This window comes from Micromonospora vulcania, from assembly GCF_042658605.1.
Lineage (GTDB): Bacteria > Actinomycetota > Actinomycetes > Mycobacteriales > Micromonosporaceae > Micromonospora > Micromonospora vulcania.
The window spans coordinates 107548-127641 of the sequence record NZ_JBHSQS010000001.1 but is presented as its reverse complement, the minus strand read 5'-3'; the positions used below and the strand labels follow the sequence as shown (position 1 = coordinate 127641).

Annotated in this window: 19 protein-coding genes; 7 read left to right on the top strand and 12 right to left on the bottom strand. The window is 71.4% G+C overall.

Annotated features, from left to right (window positions below):
- Positions 1–16 precede the first annotated feature (16 nt).
- Positions 17–685, top strand: coding sequence for a potassium channel family protein (locus ACFQGL_RS00615; protein ID WP_377503892.1), 669 nt, complete (start codon positions 17–19; stop codon positions 683–685).
- Between the two features lie 14 nt (positions 686–699).
- Here the strand turns inward: ACFQGL_RS00615 and ACFQGL_RS00610 are convergent, their stop codons facing one another.
- From ACFQGL_RS00610 to ACFQGL_RS00580, 7 genes are all read right to left on the bottom strand, one after another.
- On the bottom strand, positions 700–2337 hold the full coding sequence (locus ACFQGL_RS00610; RefSeq protein ID WP_377504649.1) for a serine/threonine-protein kinase: 1638 nt from the start codon (positions 2335–2337) through the stop codon (positions 700–702).
- 70 nt (positions 2338–2407) lie between these two features.
- Positions 2408–3970: a fused MFS/spermidine synthase gene (locus ACFQGL_RS00605; protein WP_377503890.1), complete on the bottom strand. Its 1563-nt coding sequence runs from the start codon at positions 3968–3970 to the stop codon at positions 2408–2410.
- A 36-nt stretch (positions 3971–4006) separates the two neighbouring features.
- Positions 4007–5020, bottom strand: a complete 1014-nt coding sequence (locus ACFQGL_RS00600) for a coiled-coil domain-containing protein (protein ID WP_377503888.1) — start codon at positions 5018–5020, stop codon at positions 4007–4009.
- 194 nt (positions 5021–5214) lie between these two features.
- Entirely contained in the window at positions 5215–6024 is an 810-nt protein-coding gene (locus ACFQGL_RS00595; RefSeq protein WP_377503886.1) for an inositol monophosphatase family protein, read from the bottom strand.
- Positions 6017–6469, bottom strand: a complete 453-nt coding sequence (locus ACFQGL_RS00590) for a response regulator (protein ID WP_377503884.1) — start codon at positions 6467–6469, stop codon at positions 6017–6019. Before ACFQGL_RS00590 ends, ACFQGL_RS00595 begins: the two co-directional genes overlap by 8 nt.
- On the bottom strand, positions 6466–8211 hold the full coding sequence (locus tag ACFQGL_RS00585) for a sensor histidine kinase (protein WP_377503882.1): 1746 nt from the start codon (positions 8209–8211) through the stop codon (positions 6466–6468). Before ACFQGL_RS00585 ends, ACFQGL_RS00590 begins: the two co-directional genes overlap by 4 nt.
- On the bottom strand, positions 8208–9452 hold the full coding sequence (locus ACFQGL_RS00580) for a PP2C family protein-serine/threonine phosphatase (protein ID WP_377503880.1): 1245 nt from the start codon (positions 9450–9452) through the stop codon (positions 8208–8210). The genes ACFQGL_RS00585 and ACFQGL_RS00580 overlap by 4 nt, the downstream gene beginning before the upstream one ends.
- A 242-nt stretch (positions 9453–9694) precedes the next feature.
- On the opposite strand from ACFQGL_RS00580, the gene ACFQGL_RS00575 reads away from it, so the two are divergent.
- On the top strand, positions 9695–12115 hold the full coding sequence (locus ACFQGL_RS00575) for a M28 family peptidase (RefSeq protein ID WP_377503879.1): 2421 nt from the start codon (positions 9695–9697) through the stop codon (positions 12113–12115).
- Positions 12116–12174: 59 nt separating this feature from the next.
- Here the strand turns inward: ACFQGL_RS00575 and ACFQGL_RS00570 are convergent, their stop codons facing one another.
- Entirely contained in the window at positions 12175–12480 is a 306-nt protein-coding gene (locus tag ACFQGL_RS00570; protein ID WP_377503877.1) for a hypothetical protein, read from the bottom strand.
- 188 nt (positions 12481–12668) lie between these two features.
- Here ACFQGL_RS00570 and ACFQGL_RS00565 point away from each other — a divergent pair, with 188 nt between their 5' ends.
- The 4 genes from ACFQGL_RS00565 to ACFQGL_RS00550 all read left to right on the top strand — a co-directional run bounded on the left by ACFQGL_RS00565 (position 12669) and on the right by ACFQGL_RS00550 (position 15941).
- The gene (locus ACFQGL_RS00565) at positions 12669–13838 is read left to right on the top strand and encodes a helix-turn-helix domain-containing protein (RefSeq protein ID WP_377503875.1); all 1170 of its coding nucleotides are present in this window, start codon (positions 12669–12671) and stop codon (positions 13836–13838) included.
- Between the two features lie 511 nt (positions 13839–14349).
- Positions 14350–14904: a hypothetical protein gene (locus tag ACFQGL_RS00560; protein WP_377503873.1), complete on the top strand. Its 555-nt coding sequence runs from the start codon at positions 14350–14352 to the stop codon at positions 14902–14904.
- 90 nt (positions 14905–14994) lie between these two features.
- Positions 14995–15441 (top strand): hypothetical protein, encoded by a 447-nt coding sequence (locus ACFQGL_RS00555; protein ID WP_377503872.1) that lies wholly within the window; start codon positions 14995–14997, stop codon positions 15439–15441.
- A gap of 200 nt (positions 15442–15641) precedes the next feature.
- Positions 15642–15941: a hypothetical protein gene (locus ACFQGL_RS00550; protein WP_377503870.1), complete on the top strand. Its 300-nt coding sequence runs from the start codon at positions 15642–15644 to the stop codon at positions 15939–15941.
- A gap of 453 nt (positions 15942–16394) precedes the next feature.
- Here the strand turns inward: ACFQGL_RS00550 and ACFQGL_RS00545 are convergent, their stop codons facing one another.
- From ACFQGL_RS00545 to ACFQGL_RS00530, 4 genes are all read right to left on the bottom strand, one after another.
- Entirely contained in the window at positions 16395–16577 is a 183-nt protein-coding gene (locus ACFQGL_RS00545; protein ID WP_377503868.1) for a hypothetical protein, read from the bottom strand.
- Positions 16578–16769: 192 nt separating this feature from the next.
- Entirely contained in the window at positions 16770–17024 is a 255-nt protein-coding gene (locus ACFQGL_RS00540; RefSeq protein WP_007465523.1) for a Smr/MutS family protein, read from the bottom strand.
- 110 nt (positions 17025–17134) lie between these two features.
- A complete protein-coding gene (locus ACFQGL_RS00535) occupies positions 17135–17503 on the bottom strand; it encodes a tetratricopeptide repeat protein (protein ID WP_377503866.1) in 369 nt (122 codons plus the stop codon).
- A 110-nt stretch (positions 17504–17613) separates the two neighbouring features.
- Positions 17614–18384, bottom strand: a complete 771-nt coding sequence (locus ACFQGL_RS00530; protein ID WP_377503864.1) for an ROK family protein — start codon at positions 18382–18384, stop codon at positions 17614–17616.
- A 62-nt stretch (positions 18385–18446) separates the two neighbouring features.
- On the opposite strand from ACFQGL_RS00530, the gene ACFQGL_RS00525 reads away from it, so the two are divergent.
- Positions 18447–20084, top strand: coding sequence for an ABC-F family ATP-binding cassette domain-containing protein (locus tag ACFQGL_RS00525; protein ID WP_377503862.1), 1638 nt, complete (start codon positions 18447–18449; stop codon positions 20082–20084).
- The last annotated feature ends 10 nt before the right edge of the window (positions 20085–20094 follow it).

Genomic DNA, 20094 nt, shown 5'->3' with positions numbered 1-20094 from the left:
AGGAGGGGGTGCCGCGGTGTCGACCAGGCGATCGGACGGTGACGGCATCGTGGTGATCGGGCTGGGTCGGTTCGGCTGCCACCTGGCCGGATCGCTGACCCGGATGGACCGGGAGGTGCTGGCCATCGACCACAATCCGGACCAGGTGCAGCGGTGGTCTGCCGAGCTCGACCGGGTGGTCCAGGCCGACTCGACCGAGGAGGAGTCGCTGCGGCAACTCGGCGTCGCCGGTTTCCCGCGGGCGGTGGTGGCGATCGGCGCCTCGGTGGAGGCGAGTGTGCTCACCGTGCTGGCGCTGGTCGAGTTGGGCGTGCCGCAGGTCTGGGCACGGGCGACCTCGGAGAAGCACGCGAAGATCCTGTCATCGGTGGGCGCGCACCACGTGATCTTCCCGGAGGCGGAGACCGGTGACCGGGTGGCGCACCTGATCGTCAGCCGGCTGCTCGACTTCATCGAGTTCGGGGACGACTTCGCCATCGCCACCGTCCGCGTACCGGAGTCGTTGGCCGGGCGTACCCTGCTCGACCTGCGCCCGAACGAGCGGTACGGGGTCCGGGTGGTCGGTGCCAAGCTGCCCGGCGAGCGGTTCCGGTACGCCTCGGACACCACGGTGCTCCCGCAGGGCGGGGTGCTGGTCGTCGAGGGTGGGATCGACCAGGTGCAGCGGTTCGCCGGGCTCCGCTGAGCGCGAACCCTCGGTCACTTCTCCTTGCCCGGGCCGCCACCCGGACCCTTGCCCTTGCCGGGCTTCTCGGGCTTGGCCTTCGCCGGGGCGGAGCCTGGGCCGGCGCCGCCCGCCCCCGGGGCGCGGACCGTCGTCGCCTTGGGCGGGGCCTTCGTCGCGGCCGGCTTGTTCGGCGGAGCGGTCGACGGCCTCGTGCCGGCCACGCCGGAGACCCGTACCCCGCAGGCCGCATCCCCGAGCCGGAACTCCACCGGCAACGGGTTCGCCCCGGTGTACTTCCCCGCCAGCGTGAGCTTCTCCGCCGCGCCGGGTGCCAGGGTGGTGCGCTGGGCGGCCGGCCGGATCAGCACGGTGCTGCCCTGCTGGTGCACCGGGGTCGGCTCCGCCTTGGTCACCGTCTGCTGGCCAGGGAACGTGAAGCTCATCGTCCAGTCGCGCAGTTCGTGGTCGCCGGTGTTGGTCAGGGTCAGCTCGGCCGCGAACTCGGTGCCGGAGTCGGCGCGCAGCGCGTACGCCACCGTGCACGGCGAGCCCTTCGGCGGACCCATCCGAGCCTCGGTCGTCGGCTGATCCTCACCGCTGGCCGGGCTGCGTGAGGTGACTCCCCAGAGCGCCGCGGTGACCGCGAGCAGTCCGGCGGCGGCCGCGCCGGCCTCCAGCCGTCGGCGGCGGGTCGCCAGTCGGTGCCGGTTGCGGGTACGCGACATCGGCAACGCGTCGGTCGCCGTCGACCAGGGCAGGATCGTCGTGCCCGCGCTCGCCAGCGCGGCCGGGTCCAGTGGCCCGGCGGCCGGCGACACCGGCACCGCCGCCAGCATCCCGGCCGCGTCGGCGAGGATCCGGGTCAGCTCGGCGGTCGACGGCCGGTCCCCGGGCCGCTTGGCCAGGCAGCGCCAGACCAGGTCGGCCACCCCGTCGGGCAGTTCCGGCATCGGTGGCATCGGCTCCGGGTCGCTGTACATGTGCGCGCGCAGCATCTGCGTGGTGGTACCGGCCTGCCAGGGCAGCCGGCCGGTGAGCATCCGGTAGAGCAGCAGGCCGACGGCGTACACGTCGGTGGCCGGGGACACCTGGCCGTTGTCCAGCCGCTCCGGGGCGAGGTACGCGGGTGTGCCCAGCAGCGCGCCGTCCGGCCCCTTCTCGCTCTCCCCGACCAGCGCGGAGATACCGAAGTCGACCACCTTCACCCCGGTCGAGGTGAGCATCACGTTGCCCGGGGTGACGTCGCGGTGCACCACGCCTCGGGCGTGCGCGGTGGCCAGCGCCGAGCTGACCTCCGCGCCGATGGTCACCGCATCCCGCCAGGGCAGCCGCCCGTCCCGGCCCAGTCGACTGGCCAGCGAGGCGCCGTCGATCAACTCCATCACCACGTACGGCACGGTCAGGCCGACCTGCTGGGACTCGCCGTAGTCGTACACGTTGGTGATGTTGGGGTGGCAGAGCCGCGCGGCGGCCTGCGCCTCGATCCGGATCCGGTGCCGGAAGGCCCGGTCGCTGGCCAGCCGCGAGGCCAGCACCTTCACGGCGACCTGGCGGCCGAGCACGAGGTCGTAACCCCGCCAGACCACCGACATGCCGCCCGCACCGAGCTGCTCGATCAGCCGGTACCGCTCATCGAGGAGTTGCGTGCCGTTCCGGTCCCCACCGCCCATGGTGGCCGTTGTTGCCCGCACGAGGGCCGGCTACACCTCGACGATCGCAATCGGTCAGGAATTCACCCGTTCAGGCGGTCGCCAGCAACTGGTCCACCGGCGCGAAATCGTCGGTCAGCACCATCGCCGCGCCGACGAAGTCCGTCAGCTCCGCACCGGGGAGCATGGCGACCTGCGGGTCGACCTCGCTCAGCCGGGTGCCGATGGCGTCCAGCGGCAGCGGCGCGTCAGAGCCGACGATGACGAAGTTGGCGCCCTGCTGCTCGGCGAGTGCCTGCGGCGGGGCGATCAACGCGACGTGCGCGAACTCGGCGGCCACCGTGGCCAACTCGGCGCGGATGAACCGCAGCGGCGGATAGTCGATGACGTTCTGCACGTACACCCCGCCGGGGCGCGTCACCCGCCGGATCTCGGCGGCCATCTCCCGGGTGGCGAGGTGCCAGGGCACCACGAGGTGTCCGAAAGCGTCGCCGACCACCAGGTCACGGCTGTCCGTGGGCTGCCCGGCGACGAGCATCCGGGCGTCACCCACCACCGCCCGCAGGTCCGGCCCCGGGCGTACGCCCAGCTCCCGCTCGCCCAGCTCGACGAGCCCGCCGTCGATCTCGAACACCACGTTGTCGGTGCCCGGCCGGGTGGCGGTCAGGTAGCGCGGCACGGTGAACCCGCCGCCGCCCAGGTGCAGGGCGTCCAGCCGTTGCCCGGCCGGAGCGGTCACGTCGGCGACCGCACCGATCCACTTGGTGTACGCGTACTCCAGGTGCTTCGGATCGGTCAGGTCCACGTACGAGTGCTCGGCCGAGTTGAGCAGCAGCGTCCGCCCGGTGGGCCGCATCGGGTCCACCGCGACCCGGGCGCAGTGGTATGCCGTCTCGATGTCGCACGGGTTCGGCGCCACCGTGGTCAGCCCCGCCCCGATCAGGCCGAGCACCGCCAGCGCGGCCCGGGTCCGGGCCGGACCGGGCAGCTCGGTGCGCGCCTGCCGGCGCAGGTACCAGCCGAGGCCGATGCCGGCCACCCCGAGAGCGATCGCCAGCGACAGCAGGATCACCGTGGTGGGCAGCGCGGCGACCAGCACGAAGCCGGTGAGCAGGGTGGCGGTGATGCCACCCAGGGTGCCGATCCCGGACAGTCGACCGACCACCTGACCGGTCCGGCGCAGGTCGGCGAGCTGGAGCTTCACCACCAGCGGCGTGACGGCGGCCAGCAGTGCCGCCGGCACGAAGACGGCCAGCGCCACCAACAGCAGGATCGCGCTGGCCGCACCGCCGCGCAGTACCTCACCGGCGTAGCGGACGACGGGCAGGGTGATCGCCGTGGCGATGCCGGCCAGTACCAGCGCCGGGGCCAGCATGGTGCGCGGGTCACGCCGGTCGGCCAGCCAGCCACCCGACCACGCCCCGTACGCGATCGCGGCCAACGCGATGCCGATCACCGAGCTGGTCACCTGCAGGGTCACCCCGACGTACGGGCCGACCAGGCGCAGCGCGACGGTCTCCAGCACCAGCACGGCGCCGCTGGAGAAGAAGACCAGGAAGGCGGCCAGCCCGTTGGGCAGCGCCAGGGCGGTGGCCGGCGCGGGCGGGGCCGAGGAGGCCGGCGGGGCCTCGACGTCGGACGGTGGGGAGCTCATCGTCGCGATGGTACGCAGCGAAGCTGGTGCTTCGGGTCAGTACATCGATAGATGAACGTGGTTCGTGTGACTCGCGGCGGGGCTGCCGCTGCCGCTGTACGACCGCCAGCCGGTGCCGGGATGCCAGATCTGCCGGTACCAGATCACGTAGAGCACACCCAGCCGGTTGGCGTTGCGCACGTGCCAGGCGGCGAGGCTGTCCCCGTACGCCTTGTCGCCACCGGTCGCGTTGCGGTCCTCGAAGCCGTTGGTGGCGGCCGCGAAGTCGCAGGCCCGGCCCTTCGGATGCTCGCCGCCGCCGCCGGACCGCTTACAGGAGACGTACCGCTTGTAGCCGGCCGCCTGGGTCTGCTTGAGCGCGTTGAGGGTGCGCGGGGTGATGCAGCCGGGGGTGGTCGGGTCCTTCACCGAGCAGGACTCCGACGGCCAGGATCCGTCGGGGTTACGCGGTGCCGGCTTCGCCGAGGCGGAGCTGCCGCCGCTGAAGCCGCCGCTGCTGCCCGAACTGACCTCGGCGAGCGCCGCCTCGGCCTCCTTCTTCTTCTTCGCCATCACGGCGAGTTGCTTCTGCTGCTCGCGCACCTCGGCGTCGATGGCGGTCTTGGCCTGCTGCGCCTGCTGCTGGGCCGTGGTCAGGTTGCGCAGCCGCTTGCTGTCCCGCTGCGCCATCAGATCGAGGTCGGCGGCGCGTTGTAGGAACGCCTCCGGCGTGGCGGCGTTGAGCAGCATCGACGTCGGGGTGAGCCGACCGGAGCGGTAGGACTGCGCGGCCACCTCGCCGACCTGGGCGGTGAGCCCGACCAGCTGACTCTCGAAGCTCTTCAGCTGGCCGGTGAGCTCGGTCTGTCGGCGCTTGGAGTTGTCCAGCTTGGCCTTCGCCTCGATGTGGCCCCGGGCGGTCAACTCCAACGCGTCACGCAGCTTCTTGCTGCCGCCCTCATCGGGCTCCGCGTACGCGGGCACCGCGCCGCCGCCGAGTACCAGCGCGACGGCAGCGAGCAGGGTGAGCAGAGCGCGGCGACCGCGCCGGCTGGGCCTGGTCCTGGGCACGAAAGCGTCCTTCCGTCGACCGCCGACCCCCGGTGCACCACTGCGCGGCGGAGGCCCCCGCCGGCGCCGGGTCGGCGGCCTGCTGGCGGAGACCGCCGTCACGATACCGGACCGCGCGCCGTTGACCAGCCCCACGAACGCCCGGCGGCCCTGGTGTCGACGCACCGTGTCGACGCCATCGCCGAACGCACCGATCAGGGGGTGAGTAGTGCCGCGTGCACCTCGGCCCAGACCTGCTCGTTGGCCGCGACGAGCAGCCCGCGCCCGTCCCCGGCGGGGTCGTAGTCGGTGCCGTCGAACCGTCGGGCGACGCCACCGGCGGCACGGACCAGCAGAGTGCCCGGCGCGTGGTCCCACGGGAGGGTGCGCCAGAAGAGGGCGAACTGCTGTTCGCCGGTGAGGATGTCCAGGTACTCCCGGCCGGCGCAGTGCTGACCGGGCAGCAGCTCACCGAGTCGACGGCCGCCGGCGCGGACCCGGTCCCGGGTGTCCGGCGGCAGGAACCGGGTCATCGCCGCACCGCGCAGCTCGCCCAGCGGCGGGACCGCGCCGTCCTGGCCCACCGGCTGGCCGTTGAGCAGGGTGCCGTCCTCGACCCGGCCGGTGGCCAGGGTCCCCGCCAACGGGTCGAGGATCCAGCCGGCGGTCGGCCGCCCGTCGGTCAGCAGTGCCACCATCAGCGCGAACGGTCGACGGCCGGCGGCGAAGTTGGCGGTGCCGTCGACCGGGTCGACCAGCCAGACGTCCCCGCGGTCACGCAGGTGCTCCAGCAGGCCCGGATCGTCGGCGACACCCTCCTCGCCGACGACCGTCGAGCCCGGCCGCAGCCGGCGCAGCCCCGAGGAGATCAGCTCCTCGGCCCGCCGGTCGGCGACGGTGACCACCTCACCGGGCGCCTTCTCCGACACGTCGGCCTCGTCGAGCTTGCGGAACAACGGCAGCACGACCTGGTCGGCGGCCTCCCACAGCAGGTCACCGACGTCGTCGAGCAGAGTGTCAGCCACGCGGCGGCAGCTTGACCACGCTGACGAAGAACTCGTCGATCTGGCGGACCACCGAGATGAAGCGCTCGAAGTCCACCGGCTTGGTCACGTAGGCGTTGGCGTGCAGCTGGTAGCTGCGCAGGATGTCCTCGTCGGCCTGCGAGGTGGTGAGCACCACCACCGGGATCCGGCGCAGTTCCTCGTCCTGCTTGATCTCTTCCAACACCTCCCGGCCGTCCCGGCGGGGCAGGTTGAGGTCGAGCAGGATCAGATCCGGAGTCACCGCGTCGGTGTACTGGCCCTCCCGCCGCAGGTAGGCGAGCGCCTCGGCACCGTCGGAGACGACGGTCAGCCGGTTGCGCAGCTTGTGCTCCTCGAACGCCTCCTGGGTCATCAGCACGTCACCCGGATCGTCCTCGACGAGCAGGACCTCGATCGGGCTCTTGCCGTCCGCAGGCGCGGTCATCCCACCGTCTCCTTCATGTCACCCGTTCTACCGCTTTCCGGCGACCCATCGGCCCGGTCTGGCCGGTCCGCCCCGGCGGACTGCTTCGGCAACGGCGCCGACGCCTCGTCCGGGGACGCGTCGTCGGCCGCCGCATCGCCCTGCGCGGACGGCTCATCCGGCTGGTCGGCCGCTGCCGCGGCGGCTGCCTCGACGTCCTGGGGCAACGCCGGCAGGGTGAACCGGATCGCGGTGCCCACCGGCACGTCGCTGTCCACCCAGACCCGGCCGCCGTGGTATTCGACGATCTTCTTGACGATCGCCAACCCGATGCCGGTGCCCGGGTACGCGTCCTTCGAGTGCAGCCGCTGGAAGATCACGAAGATCTTGTCGGCGAACTCCGGCTCGATCCCGATGCCGTTGTCCTGGCAGCTGATCTCCCACTCGTTACCGACCAGGCGAGCCGAGATGTGCACCTTCGGCGGCGTGTCCGGACGACGGAACTTGATCGAGTTGCTCACCAGGTTGGCCAGCAGGTTGGTGAGCAGCGGCTCTTCGCCCCGGATCACCGGCAGCTCGGTCCAGGTCAGCTCGGCGTCGGCGTACTGCCGCGCGGCCTCGGTCTGGCCGGCGACGTCGCCCATCACCTTGTTGAGGTCGACGTCGACGAAGCCACTGGTGAGCCGGCCGATCCGGGAGAACGCCAGCAGGTCGTTGATCAGGCGCTGCATCCGCTGCGCGCCGTCCACGGCGAAGGCGATGTACTGGTCGGCCCGCTCGTCGAGCTGCCCGGCGTAACGGCGCTGGAGCAGCTGGCAGAAGCTGGCCACCTTGCGCAGTGGCTCCTGGAGGTCGTGCGAGGCCACGTACGCGAACTGCTCCAGGTCACGGTTGGACCGGGTCAACTCCTCGGCCTGCTTCTGTAGCTGGCTGTTGACCCACTCGATGCGTTCGCGGGCCTCCCGCACCTCGGCGAGGTCGGAGGCGATCTTCTGGCGCATCGCGTCCACGTCCTCGCCGAGCCGGAGGAACTCCGGTGGGCCGCTGGTGGCGATGCCGTGCTGGTAGTCGCCATCGGCGACCTCGCGCACCTGGTCGGCCAGGCCGATCAGTGGCCGGATCACCATCCGGTCCAGGGAGAGCAGCAGCACCGCACCGGCGATGACCACCACCAGGGCCGCGATGATCAGCAGTACGACCAGCAGATTGCTGCTACCGCGTACGTCGTTGGCGGCCTTCTCCCGGGCGACCAGGATCTCCTGCTGGAGGTCGTCCACCGCCGCCCGGACCTGGTCGAACTGTTGCCGGGCCTGTTCGGTGATCAACGCCTGACCGGCGGTGGTGCCGTTCTGTTCGGTGGTGGCGACCACGGGCACCGCCACCGACTGTCGCCACTGCTCGGCACGCTCCTCGACGGCTCGCAGCTCCTGGTCGATCTGCGGGAAGTCGTCGAGCAGCGTCCGCATCGAGGCGATCCGGCTCTTCTCCTGGGCGAGCCCCGCCTGGTACGGGTTGAGATCGGCCGGGTCGCCGCTGACCGCGTACCCCCGGACCGCCGTCTCCTGGTCGAGCAGCGCGTTGAGCAGCTCCTGCGCCTGCACCCGCAGCGGGCCGGTCTTGTTGAGGACCACGTCGATCTGGGTGCGGTTGCGGGTGGCCAGCGCCGCCTCGGCACCGGCCAGGCCGATCAGCAGCACGCCCACGACGGTGAGCAGCGTGATGACCCGGCGGCGCAGACTCCAGCCGCCGACGACCGGCTTCACCGGCCACCGCCCCGACTGACCAGCAGCATGGCCACGTCATCGGCGAGTGGACCGCCGTTGAGCTGCTCGGCCCGGCCCACCAACCAGGCCGGCAGGTCGGGAAGCGACACCTCGCGGTTGGCCGGCTCGTCGAGCAGCCCGCTCAGGCCCGGCACGTCGAGCCGTTCGTTGCCCTCGCCCACCCGACCCTCGATCAGGCCGTCGGTGTACATCAGCAGGGACCAGTCATCGGTGTCGAACTCCAGGTCGTAGGCGATTGGCCGGCGAGGTCGTACGCCGAGCAGCAGGCCGCCGGGCGCGGGCACCGGGACGACCCGGCCACCGGAGAGCAGCAGCGGCGGCGGATGCCCGGCGAGTCGGACGGTGGCCCGGTTGGCGTCCAGGTCCAGACGGGCGGTGGCTACCGTGGCGAAGATCTCCTGGAGCCGGCGCTCGCTCATCAGCACCTGCTCCAGCGCGGGCAGGACCTCGTCGTCGGGCACCCCGGCGAGCACCAACGCACGCCAGGCCACCCGCAGTTCCACGCCGAGCGCGGCCTCGTCCACACCGTGCCCGCAGACGTCACCGACGATCAGGTCGAGCCGGTCCGGACGGGTCTGCACCACGTCGTAGAAGTCACCGCCGATCAGTGCGGCGTGCCGGCCCGGCCGGTAGAAGGTGTGCACCGCGACCTGGTCGGTCGACATCAGTGGCTGGGGCAGCAGGCCGCGCTCCAGACGAGCCGACTCGGCCTGGCGCAGCTCGACCTCGCGCAGTCGGCGGGCGTTCTCGTCGGCGCGCTTGCGCTCCACCGCGTAGCGCAGCGCCCGGGTCAGCAGCACCCCGTCCACCTGGCCCTTGACCAGGTAGTCCTGTGCGCCCTCGGCGACCGCCACGATGCCCAGGTGCTCGTCCGATCGGCCGGTCAACACGCAGACCGCGGCACCGCTGGACATCTCCAGCACCTGGCGCAGCCCGTCCAGCCCCTGCGCGTCCGGCAGGCCCAGGTCGAGCAGGATGCAGTCGACGTCGGTCATCCGCTGCCGCGCCGCGCTGAGGCTGGTGGCGACCAGCAGCTCGATCATCGAGTTGGTCTCGGCGAGCAGCTCGCCGACCAGGAAGGCGTCCCCCTCGTCGTCCTCCACCAACAGCACCCGCAACCGCTCACCCGGCGGCAGGTTGGCGTGCCGCGCCAGGCCGCCGTGCGGGTACGGCACCACGGAGGAACCGGCCAGGCCGGCTCCCCGGTGCGGCCGGGTCACCGCCGCGAGACGCGGGAGTTCGCTGGTGATGTCGGGCTCCTTCCGAGTGCCCTGCTGATCCTGTATTAGACAACGGTCGCACACAACACGATGGGCGCGGCGCGACCGGTGATGGGCCGGATCACTGCCCGCCGAAGGACAAACCGGGCGGATGGCCGGCACTTCATCCTCCCGGCCGTCCCGCCGGACGCCACCGGAAGGCAGGATGGTGCAACCCCTGCCCCACCCCCCGAGGAGTTCCTGTGGGCGCACCCCCCACCCCCGCCACGAAGGGCACGCCGGTCCGCCCGGGCCCGGGCGTACCACCCGCCGACCGCGCGCTGACCCGACCTCCCAGGCGGCTAGTCGCCGCCGTGGCCGCGCTCGTCGCGCTGGCCGCCGTCGGCGCCGGCAGCCTGCTCGACCTGCGTACGCCGGCACCCACGCCGACGGACGCCCCGGCGGACGAGTTCAGCGCCAGCCGGGCGTACGAGGACGTCCAGGTCATCGCGGCCCGGTCGCACGTCGCCGGCAGTCCCGCCAACGAGCAGGTCCGAGCGCACCTTGAGCAGCAACTGCGCGGGCTGGGCCTGGAGACCGAGGTGCAGGACACCGTCGCCCCCGAGGCGGGGCAGCTCAGCGGAGCGGCGGGTGGCGCCACCCTGGCCCGGGTACGCAACGTGGTGGCCCGGCTGCCCGGCACCGACTCGACCGGCCGGGTATTCCTGGTCGCCCACTACGACTCGGTGCAGACCGGGCCGGGCGGCAACGACGACGCGGCCGGCACCTCGACCATCCTGGAGGTGGCCCGGGCGCTGGCGGCCGGCCCCCGGCCCCGCAACGACATCGTCTTCGTGCTGACCGACGCCGAGGAGGCGTGCCTGTGCGGCGCGGCCGCGTTCGCGGCCAGCCATCCGCTGGCCGCCGACGGGGGCGTGGTGCTCAACCTGGAGGCGCGCGGCTCCACCGGGCCAGTGATCATGTTCGAGACGTCCCGGAACAACGCCAAGCTGGTGGACATCTTCGGCCGGGCCGCCCCGCACCCGGTCGGCACGTCGTTCGCGGTGGAGATCTACCGCGCGCTGCCCAACGACACCGACTTCACCGCATTCCTGGACCAGAAGTTCGTCGGGCTGAACTCGGCGTACATCGACGGCGGCGCGATCTACCACACGCCGCTGGACACTCCGGCGGCGATGGACCGGGGCAGCCTCCAGCAGCACGGGGACAACGCGCTGGGCCTGGCCCGGGAGTTCGGCCGTACCGACCTGACCGACCTGCGTTCCGGGCACGACGCCACCTACTTCCCGGTCCCCGGCGCGCTGGTCCGCTACCCCGGCTGGCTCACCCTGCCGCTGGCCCTGCTCGCGCTGCTCGCGGTGGGCGCGCTGGGCTGGCTGACCCGTCGGCGGGGCCGGGCCAGCACCGGCCGGCTGGCCGCCGGCTTCGGGCTGGCCCTGGTGCCGATCGTGGCCGCGCCGATCGCCGCGCAGCTGCTCTGGCTGGCGATCACCACGATCCGACCGGGGTACGCCGAACTGCTCGACCCGTACCGCCCGACCTGGTACCGGCTGGCCGTGCTGGCGCTCGCCGCCGCCATCCTGTTCACCTGGTACGCGCTGACCCGCCGTCGGATCGGGCCGGCCGCGCTCGCCGTCGGCGGGCTGGCCTGGCTGGCCCTGCTCGGTGTGCTGCTCGCCGTGGCGGTGCCCGGCGGGGCGTACCTCACCACCCTGCCGGCGCTGGCCGGCGCCCTCGGTGGGCTGGTCGCGCTGCGTACCCGGCAGACCGGGCCGTGGCCGGTCGTGGCGGTGACCGCCGCCGGCGCGGTCGGCGTGGTCATCCTGCTGCCCACCGTCGTGCTGCTCTTCCCCGCGCTCGGCATGGCGATGGGCGGGGTGGCCGCGCTGGTCGCGGTGCTGCTCGGCCTGACCGCGCTGCCGGTGGTCGACCTGCTGCATCCGCAGGCCGGCGGCCAGCGCGGCATGGTGGCGCTGCGGGCCCGCCGGCTCGCCGTGCTGCCGGCCGGGGCCGCCGCCCTGGCGGCGGTGGTGCTCGCCGGGGTCGGGCTGGCCGTGGACCGGTTCGACGCCGCCCACCCCGCGCCAACCCACCTGATGTACGCCATGGACGCCGGCACCGGCCAGGCCCGCTGGCTGAGCCACGAGACCGACCCACAGCCGTGGACCGACGGCTACGTGGACGGGGAAGCCGACGTCGACGACGACTTCCCCGGGCTGGGCGGCGGCGAGCTACGGGCCGGGCCGGCACAGTCGGCGAACCTGCCGGCGCCGAAGCTGGAGGTGTTGGCCGACAGCGGATCCGGCGGCGACCGGACGTTGCGGCTACGGCTCACCCCGCAGCGGGCGGTACGGCTCGCCACCCTGCACGTCGACACGTCGACCGCCACGGTCCTGCGGGCCGAGGTCGCCGGTCGATCCGTGCCGGTGGAGCCCCGGGAAGGCAAATGGGGCTTCGGGCTGGTCTTCCACGCCCCGCCCACCGAGGGGATCGAGGTCACGCTGACCCTGCGGGCAACCGCCGGGCAGGTGGCGCTGCGGGCGATGGACGCCAGCGACGGGCTGGACGCGCTGCCCGGCTTCCACCCCCGGCCACCGGCCGTCGGCGTCGTCGGATCGCACAGCTCCGAAATGCTGGCGGTCGCCCGTACCTACCAGTTCTGACGGTCGCGACGGTGGTCCGGTGGAGGCTCCTCTCCCCCGGACCACCGCCCCGGAACGCGTTATCGCGTCCACGCCACGAACCGCTCGTACAACTCGGCCGGTGCCACGTCGGGCAACTCCATCGCCACGATGAAGAGCAAGCCGCCGACGTACATGGACAGGCCGATCCGGTCCCGCCCGTATGCCTCGGCGAGGTGCACCCGCGCGGGATGGCACGGCCACGGCGTATCCGGCTCGCACATCTGGCACTGCCACTGTGGTCGGCGCGGCAGGTGCTCCCCGTTCATCCGGCGGTTCAACGCCGACATCGACCGCTCCGCCTGTATCGCCCGTGCCGCCCGCACGGTGGTCGGCGTCTCAGCCATCACGGAGCCACCCGCCCGCCGCTTCGCGCCCACGATCCGATCCGCGCCCGAACTGCCACCACGCCTCCCGCCGGTCACCGCATGTGCTCGTCCGATACACCGTGCGGCGCTAAGCTCGGAGCGGTCGACGGGTTGCGCGTTGCCCACCCGCACCGGCAACACGGCAACTCCGGCGGGAGGTGCGAGACATGCCAACATTCGGCGTCCGCATGCGAGCAGCGCGGGAAGCACGCGGGCTGAGCCTCGCCGCCCTTGCCGAGCTGGTGCCCGCCGACAAGGGGCACCTCTCCCGCCTTGAGAACGGCCGTCGCCGCCCCGGGGAGGATCTGGCCCGCCGGATCGACGACGTTCTCGCCACTCGCGGGGAGCTGATCGCCTGCGCCGCCCTGGATGTCGCCGCCGCCACCGACGCCCGGCCGTCGGAGACCGTCGAACTGCTGCACCGGATGCACGCCAGCGACACCGCCCCCGCCACCATCGAGACGTTGCAGGCGACCGTGACCGAGTTGTGCTGCCAGTACGGGTGGCGCGCCGCAGGGGAACTCCGCGTCGAAGGTCACGGTTGGCTGCGTGAGGTCGCCCGGCTGCTACACCGGCCCACCGGGCTACGGCAGCACCGCGACCTGCTGGTGTGCGCGGGCTGGCTGGCGCTGCTCATCGGTTGTGTCGAGTACGACCTGGGCCTGCGCGCCAGCGCCGAGGCCACGCGCACCGCCGCCCGCCAGCTCGGCGAGGAAGCCGGTCACGCGGACATCACCGGCTGGGCGTGGGAGATGACGGCCTGGTTCGCACTCACCCAGTCTCGGCACGAGGCGGTGCTGACCGCCGCCCGGGCCGGGCAGGAAGCCGCCGGCCGGCAGAGGGTGGGGGTCCAACTGATCGCACAGGAAGCCAAGGCACTGGCGCGACTCGGCGACCTCCAGGGTGCGCGGACGACACTCGACCGCGGTCGGCGGCTCCTCGACGACCTGGGTGCGCCAGAACGGCCCGACAACCACTTCGAGGTCGATCCCGGCAAGTGGCTGCTCTACGCGATGGACGCCTACCGACTCGCCGAGCACGATGCCCTCGCCGAGCACTACGCCAAAGAGGTTCTGCGTCTCGGCACTCAGCCCGACGGCACCGAACGCGCACCGATGCGGATGGCCGAGGCCCGACTCACTCTCGCCGCCACGGCCCTGCGCGCTGGCGAGCTGGACCGGGCCGTCGAGCAGGGGATGGCAGCGTTCACCGCTACTCGCCGGTCCCTGCCCTCGCTGCTGCTCGTCGCTGGCGAAGTTGACGTCGAACTCCACCGCCGGTTCCCACACGAGCAAGCCACCGCCGACTTCCGCGAAGCGCTGAACGCGGTCAGGTAGCTACTTCCAGCGGTTTGATTCCGATGGCCGGCAGGAACCAGGTCCTCAACGTGCCGGCACGCCAGCCGCGCCAGAAGTCGACAGGTTGGTCGCCAGGGGATAGGCCACCGCGCGGATCCCAGGCAAAGATGTGGTCGCCTCCACCTGCCGAGACGTGGCCGCAGCACGTAGGCGTCCTCGCTCAGCAGCATCTGTCGCCAGCCGACGGGGTTCACGGCGTCACAGTGCCAGCGACCGGCGATACCGACCGCGCGGTTACTCATGAACGGGTAACGAATCCGCTTTGGACGCGGCCGGAGATGCAGGCCGAAGCCCTGCTGTCGCGACTTCCAGCGGTCTTGATCAAAGGGCGGGACGCAGTCAACCGAAGCGGACGACCCGGCTTCTGAGCTGCCGCTACACCCTGCCACAGACGGTACGTCCCGTCCGCCGTAGGCCGCTGATGCTGGCCAGCTTGGCTGCTCGACGGGTAGCCCCTGACTACTGGCCTCTGAGTTGTACTGTCCGCCGCGTGCCTCGCATCGTCCGCCGCGCCGTCAGTCTTGCCATCCTTCTCTCGGGCGTGCTCATGGGCACCCATGGCGCACAGGTGTTCGCGACTGCCGCAGGCCTGGCCGGTACCGGCGGCACCCTCACCGTCGCTTCCTGCCGGGTGGAGATCTCATACAGCGACAGGGACCGCGACGCTGAGGACCGCCATGAGACCCGGCGGTGCTGGGGCGAGTTCACAGCCAACGACGATTCGGCCTCGGATCCTCAACGAGAGATTGCCAGCGACACGGCACAGCCGGGTGACCGGATTGAGGTCCGCGACAACGGCACCGTCTATCAGGAGGTGGGGGCGGGATGGGTGTTCGCGGGGATAAGCATCGTCCTCATCGCCTTCGCCATGGCGGTGGGTGGTGTTCTGGGACTTGTGACCGGTCAATTTCCTCTGTTCTGGTACGAACACCACCGTTTCTATACTGCCATCCGCGCCCTCCCCTATGGCCGTGTCGTCCTCTGGGCGTGGCTCGGCGCACTGGCTGCGGGTCTGATCGGCTTCATGTTTTCTGAAATGCTCTGAGCCGCTGTCCACCAATCAACGGGAACGCTAACGGGGTGCGGGCACCCAGGCGGGGTGGACACGCCTGGTTGCAATGCGGATGATTCTCGGGTGGACGAGCAGATACGAGCACGACAAGCGGGGCGACACAACCTCAGCCCGGCAGGGTGGGCACTACTGTGCGTCTTCCTCGTCTCCACCGTGTTGGTCGTGTTGGCCCTGCAGACGGCCACCGGTGTCACCCACCTGGCCGGCACCTCGTACAACACGGAGTTCGCGAATCCAGCTTGGTGGAACGCCGGATTTCTTTTCTTCCTACCGATATTTTTATCGTCCTACCGCTACCCGAAGCACGCTGCTATGTCAGTTATCGCGGCGCTCGTGCCGCAGTTTGCTCTACCAACCGTGGTGGTCTACCGCTACATAGACGGGGGCTGGGGTAGCGGCCTCGAGTTTTTCGGCTACGTGGCTCCAATCCTCATGACGCCTTTATTCGCCACTGCGGCCGCTGTCGGCGCTTGGCTCGGACGGCGCGTGCAGCGCCCGCAGAACGCGTAGGAAGGTCGGCCCTGGCAGCGGCCTGCGATGCAGGTCAGAAGTTGTGCCGCCGCTACTTCCAACGGTATTGATCCTGCCTGCGGGCGTAGTCGATCAAAGCGGACGAGTGTGGCGCCGAACTGCTGCTACACCTGCCGATATGCCCCCGCCTCCCTCGCCATCCCGTCAGCCGTCCGCCACCACAACCAGCAACCGGACCAGTGGCCGTTCAGCGCCGGGCGTCGAACTCCGGCGTGGTCATGGTCGTCGGGCCGAAAGTCGCGCTCGGCCGAACCCACGCCGGCAAGACCGTCACGATCGAAGTCACCGACACCGACCTGACCATCCACACCGACTCCGGACCCCGCACCGTCAAACGCACCAACGGCCAACCCGTCCGTAGCAACAAAGCCCACCGGCCCCGCAAGGTCAGCAACAGAACCTGGACCAACCGTCACTCAAGCAACACCTGGGACGAATCCGTCAAGCATCAGGTGGGACTAGACACCGTCGCGGCATGATCGAACGCTGCGCGTGATACTCGCCATGTGGACGCCCCTCACCCGAAGCAACTGGCAGCCTTCGTTCGAGCGACGGCGGTCTTGGCACTCAGCCCGCCGCAGCAAGTGGCGTGGCTGGAGTCGCTCGAAATTCAAGTATCGGTCGACGAATTGGCACTGGAGTTCGAGGACGGACATCTCCTACTGCCGCAGTGGGTTGAGGCAGGTTGGCTCCCGCCTGATGCAGGCTCGGCCTTCTCGGCCGTGGACGAGGCTCTGACCGGCATGAGCGGAGCGGATCACGCTGAGCTCTGGACCGTCGCGGCACTCCACGAGGCTCCTGCGTGGGCGCGAGTACGCGAACTCGCTGCCAGGGTTTTGCACCTTCTCTGACGACCGCTCATCGGTCATGAGCGGACGCATGTCGCGCCATGATCCCCGAGGACCGCTTGTAGGCCAGCCTCGTCATCCACGTCAGCGCTGTTCTACGGCGGCCTCGAAGGCATCGGGTCTCGTCCGCCGTAGAAGCTCGCACCGCTCGGCGAAGATGTCGAACGCTCGTTGAAGGCTGCACACCTTGGCCTGGCGAATTGCCTTCACCGCCAGGACGTGCCGCCCTTGCACGATGAGGTCGTCGATCGACTGCCAAGCGTCCACGTGTCCATCATGGCGCTCAGCCACAACCAGTTCTGGCCTGCGGACGACGCCTGAGCCGAGCCGCAGCATTAGATTTGCGCTCCGCCGCGACCCGCCTAGACATCTGCGCCCCCGGCAAGCCTGGACACGGCATGATCATGGATCAGCGGCCCTGGCAGCGGCCTGCGATGCGGGTCAGCAGCCGTGCCGTTGTCACTTCCAGCGGAAGTGTACGAAGAGTCGGCCGAAGTTCTTGGAGTCCTTCTCGACCCGGTGATAGAGCTGCTTGACGTCCTTCTGGTCGAGGAACCGCAGCACCCGCTTCTTGAGCTGGCCCGACCCCTTGCCAGGAATGATTTCCACGAGGGTGGCCTTCTTCGCCACCGCCTCGTCCATGATCCCGCGCAACGCGCGGTCGATGTCCTGACCCTTGTTGAAGATCTCGTGCAGGTCCAGCTTGAGCTTCACGCCACCGCCCCCGGCCGGTCAGGTCCCATGTCCGCCATCCTAGGCACCCGCCGCGTGGCGGCCGACGAACGGCGAAGGGCGGCCCCGGAGGGCCGCCCAGACGTCGAGGATCAGCGAGAGCCGCCGACGCGGGACTCGACCCGCTGCAGCGCCACCCGGTAGTCGTTGTTGGTCGCGTACATCGCGGCAGCGATCCGCAGGTGCCGCAGCGCGTCGGTGTGCCGGTTCAGCCGCTCCAGCGTCCGGCCCAGCACGTGGTGCGCGTAATGGTCGCTCGGGTCCCGGTCGACAAGCTCCCGGAGCTGCTCCTCGGCCCGGTTGAGCTGGGCCGACTGGAAGTACGCCCGGGCCAGCAACTGCCGCACCGCCGCGTTGCCGGGTTCGGCGTCCACGATCGGCTCCAGCAGTCGGGCCGCTCCGCTCGGGTCACCGGCTTCGAAGAACATGGTCGCCCGTCGGTAGTCCGCCAGAAGATCCAATTGCCCACCCCCTCGGGTCGCGCCGTCACACCTGTTCCGACGCTGGCACAACACCGGCCGGATAGCGACTGTTCCCCGGACCGGGATCGGTCGGGTTCTCAGCCGCCGGGTCAGGTGCGGGCGTCCCGACGCCCGGCGGCCAGTTCCCAGGCCCGGACGCCGCCGACGATCCCGGCGGTGTTCGGCACCACCACCACATCGTCGCCCATCCGGGCCAACTGCTCGGGCCGGATCAGCCGGGAGTTCCCTCCGCCCAGATAGAGCCGGTCCCACCGGAAAACCGGACGCAGCCCGTCCACGACCTGCCGGATCCGCCGGGACCAGAAGGCGTCACCGAGTCGGCGGCGCTCCGGCTCGCCCACGTAGGTGTCGTAGGTGGTGCCCCAGCGCACCGGCGCGTGCGACAGCTCCAGGTGCGGGGCGAGCACCCCGCCGTCGAAGAGCGCACTGCCCAGCCCGGTGCCCAGGGTCAGCACCAGCTCACAGCCGGTGCCGGCGACCACCCCGGCCCCGTGCACCTCGGCGTCGTTGAGCACCAGAGCCGGCACTCCGAACGCCTCGGCCAGCGCGCCCCGGGCGTCCCAGCCGGACCATTCGGCGAGCAGGTCCGGATCGACCCGACTACGTGGTCCGCTGCGGGTCACGTAGTGCGGGGTGGAAACCACCACCCCGTGCCGGATCATCCCGGGTACGCCCACCGTGAGCCGGTCCGCCGACGGCAGCCGACCACCCAGGTCGAGAAGGGTCCGGACGAACAGCGCGGGCGGCAGCGGGTACGGGGTCGGCACCCGCAGCGGTCGGGCCCGCATCGTGCCGGCCTCGTCGAGCACCGACGCCTTGATGCCTCCGCCGCCGCAGTCGATCGCCAGTGTGGTCACCACGTCGTTGAGTCTGCCCGCTGCCGCCCGTTCGTATGCGAGCGGCCGGATAGGCTGCCGTCCTGATGAGCGCCACGATGATCGTCAAGGACCTGGCCGCCGGGCACGGCGACCGCCCCCTCTTCGCCGGTTTGGACCTGGTGGTCGCCCCGGGCGACGTGGTCGGCCTGGTCGGGCCGAACGGTGCCGGCAAGTCGACGCTGCTGCGTACCCTCGCCGGGCTGTTGCCGGTGGAGGCCGGCAGCGTCACGCTCAGCCCGCCCTCCGCGAGCGTCGGGCACCTGCCGCAGGAGCCGGAACGGCGACCGGGCGAGACGGTGCGCGGTTTCCTGGCCCGCCGGACCGGGGTGACCGCGGCACAGACCGCTCTGGACGCGGCGACCGAGGCGCTGACCGCCGGAACGGCGGGTGCCGACGACCTGTACGCCGACGCGCTGGAGCGCTGGCTCAGCCTCGGCGGCGCGGACCTGGACGAACGCGCCGAGCAGGTGACCGCCGAGCTGGGGCTCGCGGTCGACCTGGATCACCCGACGACCGGGCTCTCCGGTGGCCAGGCGGCCCGGGCCGGGCTGGCCTCGCTGCTGCTCAGCCGCTACGACGTGTTCCTGCTCGACGAGCCGACCAACGACCTGGACCTGGCCGGGCTGGAGCGGTTGGAGGAGTTCGTCACCGGGCTGCGGGCCGGCACGGTGCTGGTCAGCCACGACCGGGAGTTCCTCACCCGCACGGTGACCCGGGTGCTGGAGCTGGACCTCCCGCAGCAGCAGGTGCACCACTACGGCGGCGGCTACGCGGCCTATCTGGAGGAGCGCGAGGTGGCCCGCCGGCACGCCCGCGCCGACTTCGAGGAGTACGCGGACACCCGCGCCGGGCTGGAGGCGCGGGCCCGGACCCAGCGCGGCTGGATGGAGAAGGGCGTCAAGAACGCCCGGCGCAAGGCCACCGACAACGACAAGATCGGCCGCAAGTTCCGCAGCGAGGCGTCCGAGAAGCAGGCCGCCAAGGCCAAGCAGACCGAGCGGCTGATCGAACGGCTCGACGTGGTCGAGGAGCCCCGCAAGGAGTGGGAGCTGCGGATGGAGATCGCCGCCGCGCCCCGCGCCGGCGCCGTCGTGGCCACGCTGCGCGGTGCGGTGGTACGCCGGGGCGGGTTCACCCTCGGGCCGGTGGACCTGCAGATCGACTGGGCGGACCGGGTGGCGGTGACCGGGGCGAACGGCTCGGGCAAGACCACCCTGCTCGCGGCGCTGCTCGGCCGGCTGCCGTTGGACGCCGGCACCGCCGCGCTGGGGCCCGGGGTGGTGGTCGGCGAGGTGGACCAGGCGCGGGGCCTGTTCCTCGGCGACGCGCCGCTGATCGACGCGTTCCGGGCGGCCGTACCGGACATGTCGCCGGCGGACGCGCGGACCCTGCTGGCCAAGTTCGGGCTGCGCGCGGCGCACGTGCCCCGGCCGGCGGCCACTCTCTCCCCCGGCGAGCGGACCCGGGCCGCGCTCGCCCTGCTCCAGGGTCGCGGGGTCAACCTGCTGGTGCTCGACGAGCCCACCAACCACCTGGACCTGCCCGCCATCGAGCAGTTGGAGTCGGCGCTGGCCAGCTACCCGGGAACCCTGCTGCTGGTCACTCACGACCGGCGCATGTTGGCGGCCATCGAGACGAACCGTCGGCTGCGGGTCGACGCCGGGCGGATCGCCGAGGATTGATCCGTGCCGG

What these genes read in the sequence shown, in the direction of transcription:
- ACFQGL_RS00565 (WP_377503875.1), top strand. Translation starts at nt 12,669, where the DNA reads ATGCCAACATTCGGCGTCCGCATGCGAGCAGCGCGGGAAGCACGCGGG.
- ACFQGL_RS00570 (WP_377503877.1), bottom strand. Translation starts at nt 12,480, where the DNA reads ATGGCTGAGACGCCGACCACCGTGCGGGCGGCACGGGCGATACAGGCG.
- ACFQGL_RS00525 (WP_377503862.1), top strand. Translation starts at nt 18,447, where the DNA reads ATGAGCGCCACGATGATCGTCAAGGACCTGGCCGCCGGGCACGGCGAC.
- ACFQGL_RS00605 (WP_377503890.1), bottom strand. Translation starts at nt 3,970, where the DNA reads ATGAGCTCCCCACCGTCCGACGTCGAGGCCCCGCCGGCCTCCTCGGCC.
- ACFQGL_RS00590 (WP_377503884.1), bottom strand. Translation starts at nt 6,469, where the DNA reads ATGACCGCGCCTGCGGACGGCAAGAGCCCGATCGAGGTCCTGCTCGTC.
- ACFQGL_RS00610 (WP_377504649.1), bottom strand. Translation starts at nt 2,337, where the DNA reads ATGGGCGGTGGGGACCGGAACGGCACGCAACTCCTCGATGAGCGGTAC.